We start from the raw sequence: 18,904 nt of genomic DNA, 5'->3' as shown, positions 1-18,904 counted from the left end.
CTCGCTTTTTCCCTTACCCCAACCACGCTTTGACGAGGGTGCCCACCCCGATGCCAACATAATTACCAATGGCGTATCCCAACAATCCCATTAACACCCCCGGCGCAACCAATCGATCCCAGCGCTTGGCCGTGGCCAAAGCCAAAGCGGTGGAAGGGCCGCCCACCGTGGCTTGACTGGCAATGGCCAGCATTTCCACTTCCAACTTCAACACTTTGCCCAAACCAAATACGATCAGGGCATGAATCGCCACCAAAATGACCAGAAACAAGAAGACAATGGGTCCTTTGTCGACCAAGGAAGACAAGATCGTGCCCGCGCCCATCGTGGCAAAGAAAAAATGCAGCAGGTAATGGCCCAATTCCATCCCGCCCCGCACTTGCGATAAAGGCGTAAACAAAGACAACAAGATCGCCAGCGTGGTATACCACAACACAGCGGGAATGTTCACCTTAAGGGCTTCATTCACCATGGGCGCAAGTCCATCACCGATCCAAACCACAAGAAAGGCCACCGCCAGCAAGAGTCCCATCTGTCCCAACGAAATACCAGCCACTTGTTTCCTTTGTTGCGCACGGGTGATTGACTCATCAGCCCCCCCACTATTGTAGGAAGGATACCAAGCCCGAAGCAAGGGAGGCAACACCGCCGTCGCCACCATCCACAGATTGGTCATGATATTGTCGGCCGCGGCGCCCGTCGCATACATCGTTTCAGAGGTTTCCAGCGCTTCTCCCACCGCCGCATAATTGATCCCCCCACCAATATAGCTGGCCACGAATTGCCCAGCCAACTTCCAACTTTCCGGCCCGATTCCCCCAGCGGTCAGCTGAATGGCCAGCAAGGTGCCCAGCACCGTTCCCACACTCGCCAATCCAAAGGCGATCAATGACGACCTTCCCAACAGGCGCACACTTTTCAGATCGGCCGAGATGAGAAGCAACACAATGGATAATGGCACAGCCACATCATTGGCGAAGGCATAAACCGGATGCATCGTTTCCTTGTCCGCCACCAGTGCGGATGGAATGATATGCAGGTTGGCCAACACCGCTCCGCCAGTAATCACCAAGATGGCTGATCCCAAAAAGGCCAATGAACGAAAACGCTTCTCCAACCAAATCGAGACGGCGATAAGCGCTGCGATGACCGCCCCGACTCCCATGGTGCTTGTGATCCAAGCCGTTGTCTGCATAAATGGTCTCCTCCCCTCAAAATATATAAGCCTAAGCAGTTGAAAAAGGACTCCTCTCCCTTTTTAAACTGCTTAGGCATCTCTGTCAGCGTAAAACGCTTTCTTTCCAGAAGTGATCTACACCAAATACATCAATCTGTTTTCCAAACGGAATTCCGCTCAAACAAATCCGCCACTTCCTCCAATCTCGCCAACACTTCCCGCTCTGTATCGCCCCTCACCAAGATCGTGACCGCATAATCCACACTGGTGTGCGGCCCATCAAAATATTGGCCCGGTTCCGCCAATAAACGGTACTCCGTCACCCAATCGGGAAGCTCGTCCACATTGGGACCAGCCAGAAAAACCCCTTGCTTCGGCGGGATGCCGATAAAGCCGAACTGCGCCTTGGGCCCTTGCTTCTGCCGCACTTGCTCAGGCACTGTCACGGTCAATCCGCATTGGGCTTGTACCGCCAGCTTGGTCAAATCGATGTCAAACGCCTGACGGTATTCTTCACAAATACGTGAACCGCCTGTCCGGCAGGCAATTTCACATAAAATGAGTTCATCTTGCGGCGTATGAAACACTTCCGCATGAAACGTGGTATATTGCGGGGTTGGCAAGACGCGGAGAACGGAAGTCACATAGTCTTGCAACCGTGCCGTGAGCAGATTTTGCGGTTCAAGCATGTAACTGCCCAGATATTTCCCTTCTTGAAAGGCGAGACAGCTATTCAAATACTTGGACGGCCAACACAATTGAATGGTGCCATCCAATACCACGCCATCAATGTGGTACATTTCTCCCTCGATAAACTTCTCCACTTCCAAATGGGGGGTCAATCCCTCGTTCAAATAAGCGATGGTATCTTCATCATTATACAAAATGGTCGTATTGCGGGAGCCCATGCCATCAATGGGCTTCACGACAACAGGATAGCCCACCTCTTCGATAAACAGAACCAAGTCGATGACAGACTCCAGCTCGGCGAACGGGGGAACCTTCACATTTGCCGCCTTGAGCAGCCTCTTCATTTTCACTTTATCGCGAAAGGCGATGGCACTCTCCCAAGATTGACCCTCTATTCCCAAATGTTCCCGGATTCTGGCCGCACGCAAAATATCCCGTTCGGCAGTTGCCACCACACGCCGAAACGGGGTATGTTTCGCCATCTGCAAAGCTGCAAATTCAACGGCATTATTATAGTCGTAATTTTCAAAAGATAATACGTACGCGTTTGCTTGAAATTCCGGCGCCAACTTCTCTGTGGTTAAGATAACCAACGGTTCATTCAAATCCTCCAGCCATTTGTCATAGGGTACATCATAGTAAGGCAAGCGATTGAAAATTAAGATGCTCAACCTAAGCGTTCCCCTTTCAATCCATGATGTGCGAGCAAACCGCAGCTTGCTCAAAAAGCCAATCTCGCCATTACTAACAGGCACAGCGATGAGCCTGTCATTCACATCCGAGATGCTGGAGTGCGACACCACCGGTGCAAACCACCGCCAGGTAAGATTTGGTTTGACAGTGATGGATGAGACCATTGTCAACCAATTGATCGAATTGGTTAATCCTTTCACAAACAATACCCGTTAGAAGGGGTTCCTTTTAATATTAGAGAAAACATAATATTTTGTCAATCTTTTTATTAACAGAAGCAACCGCCCCCTGTCGACGGAGCGGTATGACCTCTATGAGGTTGTCGCTTCATCTTGCCCATCGTTTACGAGATGAGCCGGAATCCGAATATCCCAGCAATCTTCTTCCATCTGGAGCAAACATGTTTCTTCTTCACCGTTTTCACTCAGTCTGCCGTTCTCCTGTTGCTCTTTCATGGCATCCTCCTTTTCAGCTCAGTATGTCCAAGCCACGCGCTCTTTACACACCAAAAATATAAAATGTTATATAAATATATAGAATGACTAACAAAATTCTATCAAATTCCCTGATCCCTTCTGCGCAGAAGGTCACAACCGCGCCTTTGTCATGATCCTTTCAGTCCCCCACCACATGAATTCTTGTTTTGGAACTTATTTTTTTAGCATCTCCCGACCTCGTACCCATTACGACGCGAAAAGTCAATTGTTCTTCCCTTCACACATCTATATAATATAGACAATGAATTTTATGTTATAAAAAAAGGATGGTGCTTGATGTCAACCCAATGGCCTCGCTTTCAAGACCTGTGCCCACAATTGGGAGCCAGCCTTTATCTCAACACAGGGACGTGCGCTCCCCTATTGGACCCCATACATGAAGCCATCGCCCAAGCCAACCATTTCCTCCAGTATCCTTCAGCCAAGCCCTGGCTGTTCACGGAAAACGCCTGCACGCAAGTGCGCTTGAAACTGGCCGCTTTGTTGCGGGCTCACCCCGACGAAATCGTGTTGACAGAGAACGGCACGTTCGGGCTAAACACGGTCATCGCCGGCATCCCTTGGCGGGAAGGGGATGAAATCATCATCACCTCACATGAGCATGTGAGCAGCCTGATCCCTTGCTTTAGCATCGCCAAACGTTACCACCTCAAGGTAACGATCCTTCATCTGCACGGCAAAACAGATGAGGCGGTGATCGGGGAATTGCTCCAATTGATCAACAAGCGAACGCGCCTCATCATCATGAGCCATATCACTTGGAATACGGGACGCATTCTGCCTGTGGCCGAAATATGCCAACTGGCCCGGGCCCATCAGGTGTTCACATTGATTGACGGCGTGCAAGGGGCGGGACAAATCGAAGTGGACGTGAAGGCCATCGGTTGCGATGCCTATGCCCTGTCGGGCCATAAGTGGTTATTGGGCCCAACCGGAACAGGCGCCTGCTATGTCTCCGCAAGCCTGTTGGAACAACTTTGGCCCCTCGCTTCAGGTTATTGCTCAATCACAGGGTTTTCGCTTGACGGTGAGATTGACTGGAAAACGAATTCAGAAAAACTGGAATACTCGACCAAAAACACCGCCCTGTATACCGGCCTTGGCCGTAGCTTGGAACTATTGGAACAATACCAACTCCCCGCCATCACCTCACACATCCACTGTTTGGCTACTTGGTTCAAGGAGCAACTGCAGCTTCTTTCCGGTGTCACCCTGTTTACCGACCTCACTTTTCCCACTTCCGGCCTGGTGTCTTGCCACATTGACGGCGTCTCTTATGAGGCCGTATTGGAACATTGTCACAAGCAACGCCTATACATCCGCTATCTGCCGCGTCCGGAAGGCATACGTTTCTCCATTCATGCCTTCAATTCCCAAGAAGAGCTGATCCGCGCCCTCATGATTTTTGAAGAAGCGATTGCCTATGGCCGCAAACTGGGACAAGCCGGTTCGTCATCCGTCTTGATTGCCACGCATCGAGAGTGAGAGCGAGTCACAACCAGATGAAGAAACCGCTGCATCCCGATCCCATGCAGCGGAACCCATCTATTTGTCCGTTAGGTGGTATCGGCGTCAAATATGTTCGATCAAAACACATAGAAAAACCCACCGGTTATCTTGGCAGGTTACTCAATGAAATGAACGCTATTCTTTGTTAGCAAACTGCTTACGGATCACTAGGTTCAGTTCCAACATCACCTAATCGTACCCATGGATAAAGGAGTATCGTCTCTCCCCCTTACATTTAAACCGTTGCGATGAACCTTTTTGGAATATACCGAATACTTGTCCATTCTGTTTTCGTTGACGATATGCCCTGGACAAGCCCAGCTCACAACATGTTCTAAAATAAGGAATCGCTTCGCCGATTTCTTCTCAGCAAGAAGTGCTTCTCCCAGCAACATGCTCGAGCATATTTTGGCATTCTATTCTCTCTTTTCGCAACCTCCATTCCTTTCTGCAATACCTTTTTTGCTTTCTAAACTTTTTGTTGCTTGTTGTATACTTCCCCCAACTCCACATGAGCATTGACAATCATCCTATTCATCGCTGGGTTTATCATCCTAAGGTTTATATCATAGGAAATGGGATAAACAAAAAAAGTCTGAGTTTGTACACGATTGTACAACTCAGACTCCCTTCGTTTGGTGGGCAGTATAGGAATCGAACCTACGACCTCTTCCGTGTCAAGGAAGCGCTCTCCCACTGAGCTAACTGCCCAAGCAAAAAGATATGTAATTTTGGAAAAGTTGGTGGGCCCAACAGGACTCGAACCTGTGACCGATCGGTTATGAGCCGACTGCTCTACCAACTGAGCTATAGGCCCATGATGGTGGATGGCGGAGCTGACGGGATTCGAACCCGCGATCTCCTGCGTGACAGGCAGGCATGTTAGGCCTCTACACCACAGCTCCACTTGGTTGCGGGGACAGGATTTGAACCTGCGACCTTCGGGTTATGAGCCCGACGAGCTACCAGACTGCTCCACCCCGCGGCGTTATCGCCATCAGCGACATTTACTAATATACATCAGATTTATAAAAAGTGCAAGGGTTTTTTTAAGTTTTTTTATCCCAAATATAACGAACCCCGTAACGCCCCTTTTTCGAACGGAAGACTTCCACCCGCTCCGGGCTGTCATATCCGTATAACCACCAATCTTCCTGCATTCGCGCCGCCAAGCACCGTGCCTGAAAACGGCTGTCATATAATTTGGCCCAGTAGATCCATTGATTCATGTTGCCTTCCTCCTTCCATCCCTTATTTTTCACCGTTTTCCATTTTTCATCCATTGGTGGGCAAGAGACCGCTACAGGATATGCGCACATTTTTCCATTCGTCTAGAGCGGGCTCCCATTCTCCGCATAAGATATACCAACCAAGCAACCTTGCTGGTTTGACCTTTTCAAAAGCCGTCCATTGTTCCCTCCTCACGGCTATATGGCACAGCCGTTGTCACGTCTTCCTGACAACGGCTGTTTTATTTTTGCTTTATTGATTCAATTCCCTATCCAAGGCCTGTTCTTCTTCATCGCGCAAACGGTGGGCCAAGCGTCCTGAAGCCGCCGCCGCGACACTGGCCACCAGATCATCCATAAACGTTTGAACAGGTCCGCCTTTTTTGGTATCCAACTCACGGATGAGGCCGATCTTATGCTTATCCAAATGTCCAAAGGTGGTGACGGCAATGCTGCCATATCCCAAAACAGAGCCCAAGGCCAAGGTTTCATCGCATCCAAATAATCCTTCATCCTCTTTAACAAGGGATAAGAGCGGTTCGGACAACATGTTTTTCTCAGCCAACCGATCCAATTCCACCCCAACCAAAATCGCGTGCTGCAACTCCCGTTTGTTCAACACCGCCAACACGCTTTCCACGCACTGCTCCATGGTCAAACCGGGATTGTAAGGGATTTGCATTTCGTAGACGATCTCAGCGATCGCTTCGATGCTGACACCGCGATCTTTCAGGCTCTCCATCACCGCTTGTTTCACTTCACTGCTGTGTACTCTTCTCATCTGTCTCCCTCCCAAAGCCATCTTACCACAATCCACTTTGGTAAAAGATGCGTAAAAGAAAAATTAAAGATATAATAAAAGAAATGCGCCATTTTTCTGCCACTACCAAGGAGGGAATGCGTTATGCATTATGGCATTGCAGTTTTTCCACAAAAACATATTCAAGACCTTGTCAATTCCTATAGAAAGCGGTATGACCCGCATTATAGCCTGATTCCTCCCCATATTACATTAAAAGAAAAGTTTGAGCTCTCCGATGATCGATTGGAAGACGCCACGAAACGGTTGGAAGAGATCGCCAAACAAAACAAGCCGTTTACCATTCGCTTTCATAAAGTGAGCCATTTCCATCCCACCAGCAATACGATCTATCTGGCGATCAAAGACAGCGAGCCACTTAAGACATTGCACAGTCAAATCAATGCCTCCTTTGACCCAACTGAGTTACCTTATGACTATATTCCCCATCTCACCATTGGACAAAAAATGTCGGAAGAAGAGCTTCATGATGTGTACGGCACACTGCGTTTAAGACAGTTTGAATTGGAAACGAAAATTGACCGATTTCATCTCATGTACCAACTGGAGAACGGCTCCTGGAGCATCTATCAAACATTTTTGTTGAATAAATGACAAAGCGCGGGAGCATGTTTACGGCTGTCGCCGTGCGACATCGCCCAGACCGCAGTGAAAATAGAAAACGCTTTATCCGTTCGCGCGAAGTGTTTACATGGGTAGCAGCGCTTCAAGACTACAACTTATTTCAAACGTCGTTGATGAGCGGAAAAACCTTTTCCCGATGAGCGCCGATGGCCAAGTGAAGCGAATGGGAATACCATTTCTCCAGCCAAATTTGGTTTTGAAATAGCTTCTACACATACCGATGAAGGACGGCGCAAGCCCGCGCGAAACAAAAAGCGGCCCACGCCATTCACCGCCAGTCCCATGTTCCGCTCAATCGGCAGTCGGGCAGACGTCAACGGGTGAGCCATTTGATGATGAACATGGAATGGCGCTATAGCTTCGCCAAAATTTGCTCATCGACAGTGCAAGTGCCAAGTGGCGCATGATACATTGAACCGTGCCGTTCCCCATGGAAGTCTGACCCGGCGGTCATAAGCAAGCCAAATTCTTCCGCCATCTTGCTATACCTCTGTTTGGCCTCGTCCGTGTGGTCCGGATGATTCACTTCAATCCCATCCAACCCGTTATCCACCAAAAAAGGAATCAGGTCGTCTTGCCCATATAAGCCTGGATGAGCGATGACAGCCTTTCCTTTGCTTTGGTGAATCAATTGGATGGCTTCCATCGGAGAGATGCGCATCGGGGTCACATACGCCTTGCCTTCCTTCCCCAAATAACGGTCAAAAGCTTCGTTCATCGACCGCACAACCCCTTTTTCGATCAACACCTCCGCGATATGGGGACGTCCCACGTTATCGGCTGGGCCCTCCCCTTTTTTCTTCGCCATGACATCTTCCAATGTCATCTGAATACCCAACTCATTTAATTTCTCAATCATCATGCGGTTTCGCTGTTGTCGCACATCGCGCTGCCGCTTTAGTTTCTCTTGCAAAGCCCTGTCGCGGAAATCCACATTCAATCCCAACATGTGAATCTCTCTGCCTTGCCATAACGTGCTGAGTTCCACGCCCGGCACCACATGGACGCCCCATTCACGACCCGCGGTGAGCGCCTCTTCCACCCCACTGACGGAATCATGATCGGTGATCGCCAGGCCCGACAGTCCCGCCTGTTTAGCCAATCGCACCACTTCAGTCGGAGATAACAATCCATCTGACCCCGTTGTATGCACGTGAAGATCCACACGTCCCATGTTCATTCCTCCCCGTTTATATCGCTTCATCTTCTCTACTTTGACCACCCTTATCCTTGAATATGCGTCAGTCAGCAGTCAATCATCCTCTCCTCATGATTTTACCTTAATTCTCTGCGGATTGATCAAAAAGATGATGATGATACCCCAGACAAGGGTGATGAACCATTTACTACGGCAAGGAGAGGTTTATATGCCATCGTGATTGAAAACGCTTTCAAACGTGGACGCGACTTATGAACAAATGGACAAGATAATGCAGATGCAAGGTTTTCGTCGTTTTCGTCCCCATGCGCCCGTCTATCAGTTGCAAATGAAAGATTTTGTCTCTGGACAAGTTTATCGTCTCTCCCTTCCAACCAAGCAATACAGACCCAGAACACAGTGACACTCGGCCTCAAACAGCCCACGATTCAACCGGAAACACATCTCCAGTATCATCGGGCCAAACCGGTGATCCCTGAAGAGGTCATTATGGATATCTATGACAAATTAGAAGAAATCGCTTCATACTTGAAATAATTAAACGAGCACCCTTGTAAGAGGGTGCTCGTTTCACTCAACGTGTGTTATTTGCGCTCTTGAATCTCTTCCGTTATCCGTTTGGCCAATTGCTTTGGGTTTACATTGGTTTTTGTTGTATTCTCGGTAATCCCTAGCTCTTTTCCGGCTTCGTTCATCACTTCTTTAACCAAGTCTTTCTTGCCCGCTTGGGAATCCGTTCCTGTCAAGCCCAATTCCTTGCTGAACTCTTGCGCGATCTTGGTAATGTCTTGATCGCCTTTGCCGCGGGCGTTTTGTTTCATCCCAAGTTCTTTCGCAACTTCATTCATCATCTTTTTGAACATGTTGCCAGAACGCAAGAAGCGGAACATGCGAAGAGCCCCCTTTACGTTGAGTGTATCGTTAGTATCCCAACAGACGCGGAGGTTCATGCAAAAATAAGGTAGCCTATGCACACGAGCAGCATGGCTACCTTATCATTTATGGCCTAACACTTTTAATTGTTTATCCAACGATACGATCGGATAAAGCCCATCGATTCGTGTGAAATAACAGCCGGATGGTTCCATTTGGACGGTGCCGTGCACCCAGAAGCGGTGCTCGCTCCACATGGTGGGGACACCAAGAAGATGAACGGGCATCCACTTGTCTTCGATCAAAAGAACGGGGCCGGTTGACGAGAAGGCCAACATCACCATATGCGCCGGCTCATTTTGATCATTGTTTTGGTAATCGGGTTTAATGCCATTCTCCTTCATCCATTTTTTCGCTTCAACCGCGACAGGCAACGTGCGAATAAGGGACGCATACACCCTTTTATACGTTTGGTACACATCGCTGATCCCTTCTTCCTCCAGCCAACGGAAAAGATACTTCAAGGTGTTGAGGAAGATTTTGGAGCCCGGCACACTCACTTTGCCATGATCCAAGTACCATACGCTTAAAAAATGAAACATCACTTCCTCATCCAGCATCGACCAGTCAAACGATTGCCCAAAACGCATGGATAAGTACTTATACAACGATTCCAAAGAACGGCTGTACAGATTTTGCGTCCCTTTTTGCAATGAAGCCACATGGTTCATGTAAAACTGTTCCAAATGCTGCATTACGCGCAAAGGCAACTCCTCTTCCTTTGGCTCCACGACAGGCCAAAAAGCCGCCTCCACCATGGATTCAGTCATCGCCGGCGCAGACACCATCACTGGTTCAACCTCTTCTGTTCGTTTAATAGACCAACCAAATACTTTCCAACCATTTTCCCAGGCATTGTATTCTTGACGATCTTCTTCTAGATGATTGTATTTCTCAAGTTGCACGAGTATCTCCCCTCTCATCTCATGCACAAAAGATGTATAAGGGCCAAAGAATTCATATCGTTGACCAACACGAAGCAATCGGGTAAAAACAAGTTTTTCCCTGGGAATGGATTCCCCTTTTATCACTTGAATTTGCTTCCTGGTATCTAAGGCTGTGAGGGTCATGGTGTCTTCGTTGATCTGTGAAATTTCATAGCAGGCAAACATTGACTCGCTCATATTGCGAGCCAAACGTTCCTTATGCGGGGCATTGCGAATGGTAGATAACCAAACCTCTACCGGTCGCCGGCGGTTTAAACAAGGTGCATCAAAAAGGAGCCAGAAACGAAAATAAGTGGAGTATTCTTGGGGAATCGGCTGATCTAAAGGCAATTGCATGAGTTCTTTAAAACGTTGTGCCCATTCCTTTTGCATCTCAGGTGATATCCGCCCTGTAAACCAATGTTGCAAATCAACCAGCAGGTCATGTTTTAAGCGACTTTCTCTTTCAGTTCTGGCTTTTTCCACTGAAACAAGCGCTACAACTCTCTCACAACATTTCTTATACTTCTTCCCACTGCCACATGGGCAAGGTTCATTCCGACCTACCATACTCACACCTCGGATGCTAGTTTCCTTGCCATTAAGTATATATGAAAGATTTGGATATGACAAAGAGTTTTCCCACAAAAACCCAGTTGACACATCCCCTTTTTTACCCAGCAATCAGTTTATTTTGATTACCTATACCTCCATTTTATCGATTTAAAACGCTCTTTTAAAGAAAGTTTTATAGAGTGATGGAAGAAATGGATGTTGTATTGAAGACCTTGCTGAGAGATTAAGGGAGTGGCGGAAGATTCTTATTAATGATTCCCTGTCAAAATAAAAAATACCTGCAATGAAAACTCATTGCAGGCATTTTTTTTCACTTATTTTAAAATCTTGATTGTTACTGTGCGACGGCCCCATTTAATGCATTCAGCGCGCGTTTCAAAGAAGAGGTCGATGATTTTGCCGTTAACGGCCCCTCCCGTGTCTTCAGCAACACCATAACCATATCCGGGGATATACAGTTTGGTGCCAAGCGGAATCACGTCGGGATCCACGGCAATGGTTCCCCGTTTGGGATAGGTGCCTGTTGCGGTGCGGCTGCCCGTATGGGTGTAACCCGTTGCCTCTACCGTCAGCGTTCCTGCTGCCGTTAAGTCTACATCGTCTTTTTTCGCCAATTCCTTATTCGTTCCAATTTTTACTATTTTATCAACAGGTTCGATTGTTTTTACAAGTCTTTGCGTTGCTTTAGGCTTTCCGTTTTCCAGCACTGGCTTTCCATTTTTGTAGACGAGAAGGACTTCGAAAATCTTTTTCCCTTCCTTCCCTTCTTTTTCCACTTCTTTTTTGCCGTCCGCCAGTTTGTCTGTCTTTTCCTCTTTGGTGTTAAATGGGACTTCCTCTACTTTTTTCTGTAGCCTTTGCTCAATGCGATCCACCACGATGTTGGTTCCGTTCACGACTTTCTTATCCAGTGGCATATTGACTTCATCCCACTCGGTCAAGGCAACCTTTTTCTCTTTCAAAACCTCGCCTACAGTCGGTTGCAAGGATTCAAAAGTGCCAAGGTCACTCCCCGCCACTTTGAGGGAGACTTTGCATTTGCATTTCAATTCAATCTCACTATGGCCTTCCATTTTTTGATCCCAACCGATACTGGGCTGGTAACGCTGTTTCAGCTCGGCAATATCATATCCTTGGCCTTCCAACGCTTCTGCCAACGTATCATTGGAGCGTTCAAACTGCAACGCTTTATCTTGATCACTGAAAGTAATTTTCACAGTTTGCGAGGAACCAGAACAACCCGTGAGCAGGATAAAAAACATCGCAAGGCTTGTTAGAAGGAATTTCTTCATCAACACCCTCCTTCTGATTTTAGCCTAAACAATGATTCCAATTATAGCAGATGTTTTCCTCCTTATCTATGATTCTTCCTGGATTGTCATAGATTCACCCATTTTTTATGAGATTTATGCCCACGGTATCTGGTTTATGACCGTTCTTGACAATTTATTCCTCCACCTCTAATTGGGCTGTTTCTTTTGGTGCGGTCGGAACCTTGCGGGGAACGGTCTGAATCTCTTCCGGCCCATATACCGAGATGGTTAACCGTCCGTACTTTGCCTTGGCCACAATCAGAATCGGTTCGTTCAACTGGTTTTGAAACTTAAAGTCGGGACCGCCCCAGGAAACGGTGGCGTCCCGATTGCGCGGGACGTACGATACGTGTTTACTGTGCGTTTGGCGTTCCACGATCCGCAGACCCGCTTTATCCACACTGTTGTATAGAGTTGAGGAGGTTTGGCAAATCCCGCCGCCGATTCCTTCACTATACTCTCCTTTCACGATGATGCGGGCGCGGCGATACCCTTTGCCCAATGACCGTGGTCCGACTGTCCGGTTAAATGAAAACACTTCGCCGGGCAACAAGACTTTATGGTCAATGGCTTGAACGGACAAATGGATATTGTGCGAACGGTTCGCGTTGCGATGATTATAGTAAGTGGTATAAGTGCCTATGCGTTTTTCCTTCAAATGTTGCAGTTTTTCTGTGGTCAACGAAGGCTTAATCCAGTTGAGCGGCACTTCGAGCGGTTGGCCCATGACCTCATGAATCTGGTTCAGCCATTCTTTGATCTGCTCCCTGTCGACCTCCCGTCCGTCCTGGTGCGGCACAATCCGACGGTCCCGGTAGTAAGCGGACCGTGCGGGACGATTCAGTTCGTGTTCAAGGGTTCTGACAATCCACTCCATCGCTCTTTCTTGGTTCAGTGTGGTGGGATCAATTCCATCAAACCCGATTTCATTTAAATAAAACACCCATTGTTTGCCTTCATAAGTCAAAACCATGGTCGGCACAAAAGGTTGAACGCTTTTTGCTTCGACTCGCGGATACTTGGGAAACCCCAAGGTCAGGTTGGGCCGCAAGAATGAAGCTAACAGGACTACCGTGGTCAACAAAAAAATAAAACAAGTTTTCTTTCTCGTCACCGCGCTCCCCCCTTTTACCGTTTAGTCTGCGTCAAATCACTTGTCGCTATGACCCGGCGTCTATTTGTTCAATATTGAACATATATATCAAAAGCGTAAAGTTAAATTGTTGAGTTTTCTTGTCAAAGTTAGTGAAATAGTGTTCAAAGTGAATGGCTCAAAGTATGATAAAAGAGAAAAAGATGAAATAGGAAGTGATTGGATGGATTCAGTATTTTGGAGTCGCGTTCTTACTGAAACGACCTTGGCGTTCCATATCATCTGGGCGACCATTGGTGTGGGCGTACCTGTTTTCATCTCCCTTGCCGAGTTTTGGGGTATCCGCAACAAAGATCCCCATTATATCCTTCTCGCGCGGAGATGGACACGCGGCTTTGTCATCACGGTTGCCGTCGGAGTCGTAACGGGAACGTGTATCGGGATCATGCTTTCCCTGCTTTGGCCCAAATTTATGCAATTGGCTGGAAACATCATCAGCTTGCCTCTGTTTATGGAGACGTTTGCGTTCTTCTTTGAAGCCATCTTCCTAGGTATCTATTTGTACACATGGGACCGTTTTAAAAATCCGATTACCCATTGGCTGACTTCCATTCCCATTATCATCGGATCAACCATGTCCGCCGTGTTCATCACCATGGTTAACGCATTCATGAACACCCCGGCCGGTTTTACCATCGCAGCTGACGGCAAATTAACCGACATCGACCCTATTGCGGCGATGTTAAACCCGGCCACGCCATCCAAAGTCGCCCACGTCGTCTCATCCGCTTATCTAACCAGCGGCTTCTTGTTGGCGGCCATTGCGGCATACCACCTCTTGCGGGGCAAAACGCACGCATACTACAAAAAAGCACTGCGACTGACCATGATTGCCGGACTTATCTTTGCACTGCTCACGTTCATCGCAGGCGACATCTCAGGCAAATTCTTGGCCAAACACCAACCTGCCAAGTTGGCCGCCGCCGAATGGCACTTTGAGACGCAATCGGCAGCGCCGCTCTATTTTGGTGGAGTACTGGACAAAGAAACAAAAGAAGTGAAATATGCAATTCAAATTCCTTATGCCCTTAGCATTCTGGCGGGCAATTCGCCAAAAACAGAGGTGATCGGGTTAAACGATATCCCGCAAGAGAACCAGCCTCCGCTGTATATCCATTACCTCTTTGACATCATGGTGGCCATCGGCATCTATTTGGCCTTTATCGCGGCCCTCTTCCTGTTCCTGTGGTGGAGGAAGAAAGGGCAGGAATGGAACAAATGGCTCATGCGCGGGATTTTCCTCGGCGGCCCCCTCTCGTTTATCGCCATCGAATGCGGTTGGATCTTTGCCGAAGTCGGCAGGTTGCCTTGGATTGTCACGGGAATCATGCGTGTGGATAAAGCAGCGACCACATCCGACAGTGTGGCGATGATGACGATCATGTTTTCTATCCTGTACCTGATCCTGACGGTCGTCGCCTTAACCGTTCTCAATCGTCTCTTTACGAATCAACCCGCAGAAGCAGAACTGGAAAACATGGCTTCGCCCGGGAACGGAAGGGGAGAAGGAGCATGAAACTGGAGATGATCGGGATCACGGCCCTTTGGATCTTTTTGTACGGATATGTGATCGTCGCATCGATCGACTTCGGGGCCGGCTTCTTTTCGTACTACAGCATGTTGACCAAAAAGGATCATATCATCAATAAAATCATCGATCGCTATTTATCGCCCGTCTGGGAAGTAACCAACGTCTTTCTCATCTTCTTCGTCGTCGGTTGTGTCGGTTTCTTTCCGGACACCGCCTACTATTATGGGACGGCGCTTTTGATCCCGGGATCGATCGCGCTGGTCTTGCTGACGATTCGCGGTTCCTTTTATGCATTTGCCAACTATGGCGCCCGTAAAAGCAAAGTGTACATGTTCTTGTACGGCATGACCGGATTGTTTATTCCCGCCTCCTTGTCCACCGTTTTGACCATTTCCGAGGGTGGGTTTATCGAAAAAGTGGAAGGCGATGTCGTCTTCCACGCGGATCGGCTGTTTACCAGCCCTTATTCATGGAGTGTGGTGTTTTTGGCCCTCGTGAGCATTTTGTACATCAGCGCCAGTTTCCTCACTTTTTATGCGGACCGCGCCGGAGATATCGGCGCTCGCGAACAGTTGCGCAAATACGCTTTATTCTGGAGCGCTCCAACGATTTTCGCCAGCTTATGGGTATTCTGGAGCTTGTCCAAACATAATTACGATCATTTCCAAAACGCCCTGTCCATCGGCTGGATGTTTGGATTCTCTTTTCTCTGTTTCTGCGTTGCCGTCTACCTGATGTGGAAGCGCCAGAACTTGGGGATTCAGTTTATCTTTGTGATGTTCCAATTCGCTTACGCCTTTTTTGGCTATGGCATCTCGCATATGCCCTATCTGCTATACGATTATGTCACCATCTCGAGCGCCTTGACGGACAGCGCCATGGGGTGGGCTTTGGTTGCCGCCTTTATCGCCGGCCTGTTCTTGCTCATCCCTTCGATCGGGTTGCTTATGTGGCTGTTCTTGTTTAACGCCAAATATGTGCGCGGCGAGAAATGAATTTCATCTGAAAAGAAAGAAGAAACTCGGCCAAACGCGAGTTTCTTCTTTTTTTGAGCAAGACCTTACCCTTGCTGCTCTTTGCACGCTTCCACAAAAGCGGCGAACAACCGTGGCGTGTCGGAATCGGTTTTAACCATCTCTTCCGGATGCCATTGCACCGCCACGACAAAACGATGACTTTCACTTTCAAACGCTTCTATCACCCCGTCTCGGGCCATCGCGCTTACGCGCAGGGGCGGAAGCACTTCTCTTACTGCCTGGTGATGGAAGCTGTTCACCTTGGTCACCGTTTTCCGGTATATCTGATGAAGAATCGTATTTTCCTCAATGGTAATGGTATGGGAGGCATGGTGCCGCGGCGCCCGCTGGGTGTGCTGCAACAGGTTTTGCTTCTGCGATGGGAGATCCTGGTACATTCCGCCCCCCAAAGCGATATTCAATATTTGGCAACCCCGGCAAATGCCCAAAATGGGTTTATCCTGCGAGATGAAATGTTCTATCAAGGCAATTTCCATTTCATCCCGATCGGGATCAATTCGTCCCAAGCCCGGCAAGGGCTCTTCGTCAAACAAGGTGGGGTCGATATCACCGCCGCCCGACAGCAGGAGACCATCCAGCGCACGGCTCATCTCTATAATCACTTCATCCTCTGTCGTATAGGGAATCAAAAGGGGTACCCCGCCCGCCTCGATGATCGCATCGCTGTAACCTTTCCCCAATATCTGCTCTTTCTCATTTTCCCGAGACATCGTCATCCCAATGATGGGCTTCATCCTCCCACACTCCCCCGATCGTGTTCTTAATATTCCCTATGTTATGATCGTGAACCTCTCGCCATTAAAATGGCGAGCTTCTCGTTTCATCTGGCATAGTCATCTACATCCATCCACAAATACGAATTTTACACTTTCGAACAAAAATTCCTTTCATCTTCTCACAAACTAAACAACAGGTTAGTTAACATTGCATACGCGGGTTGTAACCTGTTTCACTCTGTCGTTTTCATGAATATAGTATAATGTAAAATGTATATAATTGCCAATATACATTAGATTAATTATATTAATATGGTATAGAATAGATCGAACATGTTCACTCTAGTCTCTCCACATGGGAGACACACAACGATCCTCCCTTTCATTTATTGCCAAAGAATTGGCAAGTCTTCCCGCTCGTAGTCCATAAATGATGCCATAAAAAACTCCAGACATCTGCCTGGAGCCTTTTAACCTTGCTGCTTATCGATTGTCGTTTACCGTTGCGCGCTCATTAAAGAAGAAGCGAATCGCGTAGATGCCCGCCAGTCCGATTAAGCTATAGATAATCCGACTAAATGCGGAGGATTCCCGAATCGCATCCCCACCAAAAATTGCGGCTACCAAGTCCCATTGAAACAATCCAACCAGGAGCCAATTTAACGCTCCAACAATAACCAAGGTTAGGGCAAAACTTCTCATACCCTTTCCTCCTTTCTATGGTGAGGTCTGTTTGTAGTATGGAACAAAACCGGTGAATTTATGCAAAAACCCCCTGTTTGAGCCGAACAACCGCTCAAACAGGGGGTCTCTCACCACACAAACGATTACACTTCTATTTTTTCTTTGTCCGCTTCCGCTTGTTTCCGATAGTATTCTTCAGCCAACTTGTCAATCTCTTTTTTCAGCTCAGCAACCATGTCCTTTTCGGGGATTTTGCGAACAATCTCGCCATGTCTGAACAGGAGGCCTTCTCCGCGGGCACCGGCAATCCCGATATCCGCTTCTTTCGCTTCACCCGGGCCATTCACCGCGCAACCCAGCACAGACACTTTAATGGGCGCTTTCACGGTGGCGATATATTCTTCAATCTCATTGGCGATGCTGATCAGGTCGATTTCGATCCGACCGCAAGTTGGGCAAGAGATCAGCGTAGCGGCATTGGCAGCCAAGCCGAACGCTTTCAGCAATTCACGAGCCACTTTCACCTCTTCCACAGGATCGGCGCTTAAACTGATGCGAACGGTATTACCGATGCCCATCGCCAGTAAAGCGCCCAATCCGGCGGAGCTTTTGATTGTGCCGGAGAATAGCGTGCCCGATTCGGTGATGCCCAAATGCAATGGATAACGGAACGTTGCCGCCGCTTTTTGGTACGCTTCGATCGCCAAGCGCACATCAGACGCTTTCATGGAAATGATAATGTCTTCAAAGCCCAAGTCTTCAAGAATGCCCACATGGTGCTTGGCGCTCTCAATCATGCCATCGGCCGTGGGATATCCGTATTTATCCAGAATCCGTTTTTCCAACGAGCCCGCGTTCACGCCGATGCGAATGGGGATGCCACGCTCTTTGGCTGCTTTAACAACCGCCTCCACTTTTTCCCTGCGGCCAATGTTTCCCGGATTGATCCGAATTTTATCAATGCCGCCTTCAATCGCTTTTAAGGCCAGCTTATAATCAAAGTGAATATCGGCTACCAATGGGATCTTAACTTCTTTCTTGATATCCGCGATCGCTTCCGCGGCACGCATGTCCGGGCAAGCGACACGCACGATTTGGCAACCCGCTTCTTCCAGACGTTTAATCTCAGCGACAGTGGCTTTCACATCATGGGTTTTGGTCGTGGTCATGCTTTGAATGACCACTTGGTCGTTCCCGCCGATTTGAATGTTTCCAACCTTGACTGGTCTTGTTTCCGTACGATGATACATAAAGGATTCTCTCCTTTTTATAACACATGAAATCATGAAAAATGTGGCAATGAGGACATCGAAACTTCAATTACAAAGTATACCACACATATACAAAGAAAAGGAGCATCAACCGCTCCTTCACATAATCTTTAACTATTCTATTTCTGTTTCGGTCTGCCACGATTAATCCGCCTCCCTCGCCGGGCGTTTGGCCATGAGGCGATTTCGGAGCCGCGACCGTTGCCGATTGACCGCCATTTTCATGGAAAAAGGAATCAATCCAAACCATTTGACCGACCAAGGCACTTTTCTCATCTGTTTCAATTCTTTCCGCTCATGCTTGGGTGTTTCGACATACCTGAGCCAGCGCTCCAGCAAAAATCGTACCCAATCCTTAAAAGACAT

At 48.1% G+C, this 18,904-nt stretch carries 18 protein-coding genes, 4 tRNA genes and 1 pseudogene; 4 read left to right on the top strand and 19 right to left on the bottom strand.

Annotated elements, in window-relative coordinates; genetic code table 11:
• Positions 1 to 13: 13 nt before the first annotated feature.
• From ACFQNG_RS14395 to ACFQNG_RS14385, 3 genes are all read right to left on the bottom strand, one after another.
• Positions 14 to 1,195, bottom strand: a complete 1,182-nt coding sequence (locus ACFQNG_RS14395) for a DUF819 family protein (protein ID WP_379866057.1) — start codon at positions 1,193 to 1,195, stop codon at positions 14 to 16.
• Positions 1,196 to 1,326: 131 nt separating this feature from the next.
• A complete protein-coding gene (locus tag ACFQNG_RS14390; RefSeq protein ID WP_379866055.1) occupies positions 1,327 to 2,538 on the bottom strand; it encodes an ATP-grasp domain-containing protein in 1,212 nt (403 codons plus the stop codon).
• Between the two features lie 333 nt (positions 2,539 to 2,871).
• Entirely contained in the window at positions 2,872 to 3,015 is a 144-nt protein-coding gene (locus ACFQNG_RS14385) for a hypothetical protein (RefSeq protein WP_379866053.1), read from the bottom strand.
• A 318-nt stretch (positions 3,016 to 3,333) separates the two neighbouring features.
• Between ACFQNG_RS14385 and ACFQNG_RS14380 the strand changes: the two genes are divergently transcribed.
• Complete coding sequence (locus ACFQNG_RS14380) at positions 3,334 to 4,542, top strand: aminotransferase class V-fold PLP-dependent enzyme (protein ID WP_379866051.1); 1,209 nt, start codon at positions 3,334 to 3,336, stop codon at positions 4,540 to 4,542.
• Positions 4,543 to 5,202: 660 nt separating this feature from the next.
• Here the strand turns inward: ACFQNG_RS14380 and ACFQNG_RS14375 are convergent.
• The 6 genes from ACFQNG_RS14375 to ACFQNG_RS14350 form a co-directional block, all read right to left on the bottom strand.
• Positions 5,203 to 5,277: transfer RNA gene (locus ACFQNG_RS14375), tRNA-Val, on the bottom strand.
• Between the two features lie 30 nt (positions 5,278 to 5,307).
• Positions 5,308 to 5,383, bottom strand: a tRNA-Ile gene (locus ACFQNG_RS14370).
• An 11-nt stretch (positions 5,384 to 5,394) separates the two neighbouring features.
• A tRNA-Asp gene (locus ACFQNG_RS14365) sits at positions 5,395 to 5,471 on the bottom strand.
• Between the two features lie 3 nt (positions 5,472 to 5,474).
• Positions 5,475 to 5,551, bottom strand: a tRNA-Met gene (locus ACFQNG_RS14360).
• Positions 5,552 to 5,615: 64 nt separating this feature from the next.
• Positions 5,616 to 5,795 carry a hypothetical protein gene (locus ACFQNG_RS14355; protein ID WP_379866048.1) on the bottom strand — a complete coding sequence of 60 codons (180 nt, stop codon included), beginning with the start codon at positions 5,793 to 5,795 and terminating at the stop codon, positions 5,616 to 5,618.
• 253 nt (positions 5,796 to 6,048) lie between these two features.
• Positions 6,049 to 6,576 (bottom strand): phosphatidylglycerophosphatase A family protein, encoded by a 528-nt coding sequence (locus ACFQNG_RS14350; RefSeq protein ID WP_379866046.1) that lies wholly within the window; start codon positions 6,574 to 6,576, stop codon positions 6,049 to 6,051.
• Positions 6,577 to 6,699: 123 nt separating this feature from the next.
• On the opposite strand from ACFQNG_RS14350, the gene ACFQNG_RS14345 reads away from it, so the two are divergent.
• Complete coding sequence (locus ACFQNG_RS14345) at positions 6,700 to 7,209, top strand: 2'-5' RNA ligase family protein (RefSeq protein WP_379866044.1); 510 nt, start codon at positions 6,700 to 6,702, stop codon at positions 7,207 to 7,209.
• 382 nt (positions 7,210 to 7,591) lie between these two features.
• On the opposite strand, the gene ACFQNG_RS14340 is transcribed toward ACFQNG_RS14345, so the two are convergent.
• The 6 genes and pseudogenes from ACFQNG_RS14340 to ACFQNG_RS14315 all read right to left on the bottom strand — a co-directional run bounded on the left by ACFQNG_RS14340 (position 7,592) and on the right by ACFQNG_RS14315 (position 13,260).
• Complete coding sequence (locus ACFQNG_RS14340; RefSeq protein ID WP_379866042.1) at positions 7,592 to 8,413, bottom strand: PHP domain-containing protein; 822 nt, start codon at positions 8,411 to 8,413, stop codon at positions 7,592 to 7,594.
• A gap of 569 nt (positions 8,414 to 8,982) precedes the next feature.
• A complete protein-coding gene (locus ACFQNG_RS14335; RefSeq protein WP_379866040.1) occupies positions 8,983 to 9,288 on the bottom strand; it encodes a hypothetical protein in 306 nt (101 codons plus the stop codon).
• 105 nt (positions 9,289 to 9,393) lie between these two features.
• Entirely contained in the window at positions 9,394 to 10,650 is a 1,257-nt protein-coding gene (locus ACFQNG_RS14330; RefSeq protein WP_379866311.1) for a hypothetical protein, read from the bottom strand.
• 111 nt (positions 10,651 to 10,761) lie between these two features.
• Positions 10,762 to 10,827: pseudogene (locus ACFQNG_RS14325) on the bottom strand (SEC-C metal-binding domain-containing protein); the annotation flags it as partial.
• A 320-nt stretch (positions 10,828 to 11,147) separates the two neighbouring features.
• Positions 11,148 to 12,125, bottom strand: a complete 978-nt coding sequence (locus ACFQNG_RS14320) for a 3D domain-containing protein (RefSeq protein ID WP_379866037.1) — start codon at positions 12,123 to 12,125, stop codon at positions 11,148 to 11,150.
• Positions 12,126 to 12,279: 154 nt separating this feature from the next.
• Positions 12,280 to 13,260, bottom strand: a complete 981-nt coding sequence (locus ACFQNG_RS14315) for a VanW family protein (protein WP_379866035.1) — start codon at positions 13,258 to 13,260, stop codon at positions 12,280 to 12,282.
• Positions 13,261 to 13,462: 202 nt separating this feature from the next.
• On the opposite strand from ACFQNG_RS14315, the gene ACFQNG_RS14310 reads away from it, so the two are divergent.
• Positions 13,463 to 14,815 carry a cytochrome ubiquinol oxidase subunit I gene (locus ACFQNG_RS14310; RefSeq protein ID WP_379866033.1) on the top strand — a complete coding sequence of 451 codons (1,353 nt, stop codon included), beginning with the start codon at positions 13,463 to 13,465 and terminating at the stop codon, positions 14,813 to 14,815.
• Complete coding sequence (locus tag ACFQNG_RS14305) at positions 14,812 to 15,825, top strand: cytochrome d ubiquinol oxidase subunit II (RefSeq protein ID WP_379866031.1); 1,014 nt, start codon at positions 14,812 to 14,814, stop codon at positions 15,823 to 15,825. The genes ACFQNG_RS14310 and ACFQNG_RS14305 overlap by 4 nt, the downstream gene beginning before the upstream one ends.
• A 65-nt stretch (positions 15,826 to 15,890) precedes the next feature.
• Here the strand turns inward: ACFQNG_RS14305 and ACFQNG_RS14300 are convergent, their stop codons facing one another.
• The 4 genes from ACFQNG_RS14300 to ACFQNG_RS14285 all read right to left on the bottom strand — a co-directional run bounded on the left by ACFQNG_RS14300 (position 15,891) and on the right by ACFQNG_RS14285 (position 18,904).
• Positions 15,891 to 16,601, bottom strand: coding sequence for a gamma-glutamyl-gamma-aminobutyrate hydrolase family protein (locus tag ACFQNG_RS14300; protein WP_379866029.1), 711 nt, complete (start codon positions 16,599 to 16,601; stop codon positions 15,891 to 15,893).
• 465 nt (positions 16,602 to 17,066) lie between these two features.
• On the bottom strand, positions 17,067 to 17,285 hold the full coding sequence (locus ACFQNG_RS14295) for a DUF378 domain-containing protein (RefSeq protein WP_379866027.1): 219 nt from the start codon (positions 17,283 to 17,285) through the stop codon (positions 17,067 to 17,069).
• A 125-nt stretch (positions 17,286 to 17,410) separates the two neighbouring features.
• Positions 17,411 to 18,517, bottom strand: coding sequence for a flavodoxin-dependent (E)-4-hydroxy-3-methylbut-2-enyl-diphosphate synthase (gene ispG / locus ACFQNG_RS14290; protein WP_379866025.1), 1,107 nt, complete (start codon positions 18,515 to 18,517; stop codon positions 17,411 to 17,413).
• Positions 18,518 to 18,682: 165 nt separating this feature from the next.
• Positions 18,683 to 18,904, bottom strand: a complete 222-nt coding sequence (locus ACFQNG_RS14285) for a YqzE family protein (RefSeq protein ID WP_379866023.1) — start codon at positions 18,902 to 18,904, stop codon at positions 18,683 to 18,685.

This window comes from Laceyella putida (assembly GCF_042665195.1).
Taxonomy (GTDB): domain Bacteria; phylum Bacillota; class Bacilli; order Thermoactinomycetales; family Thermoactinomycetaceae; genus Laceyella; species Laceyella putida.
The sequence above is the reverse complement of the archived record's forward strand: the minus strand, read 5'-3'. Positions and strand labels throughout refer to the sequence as shown.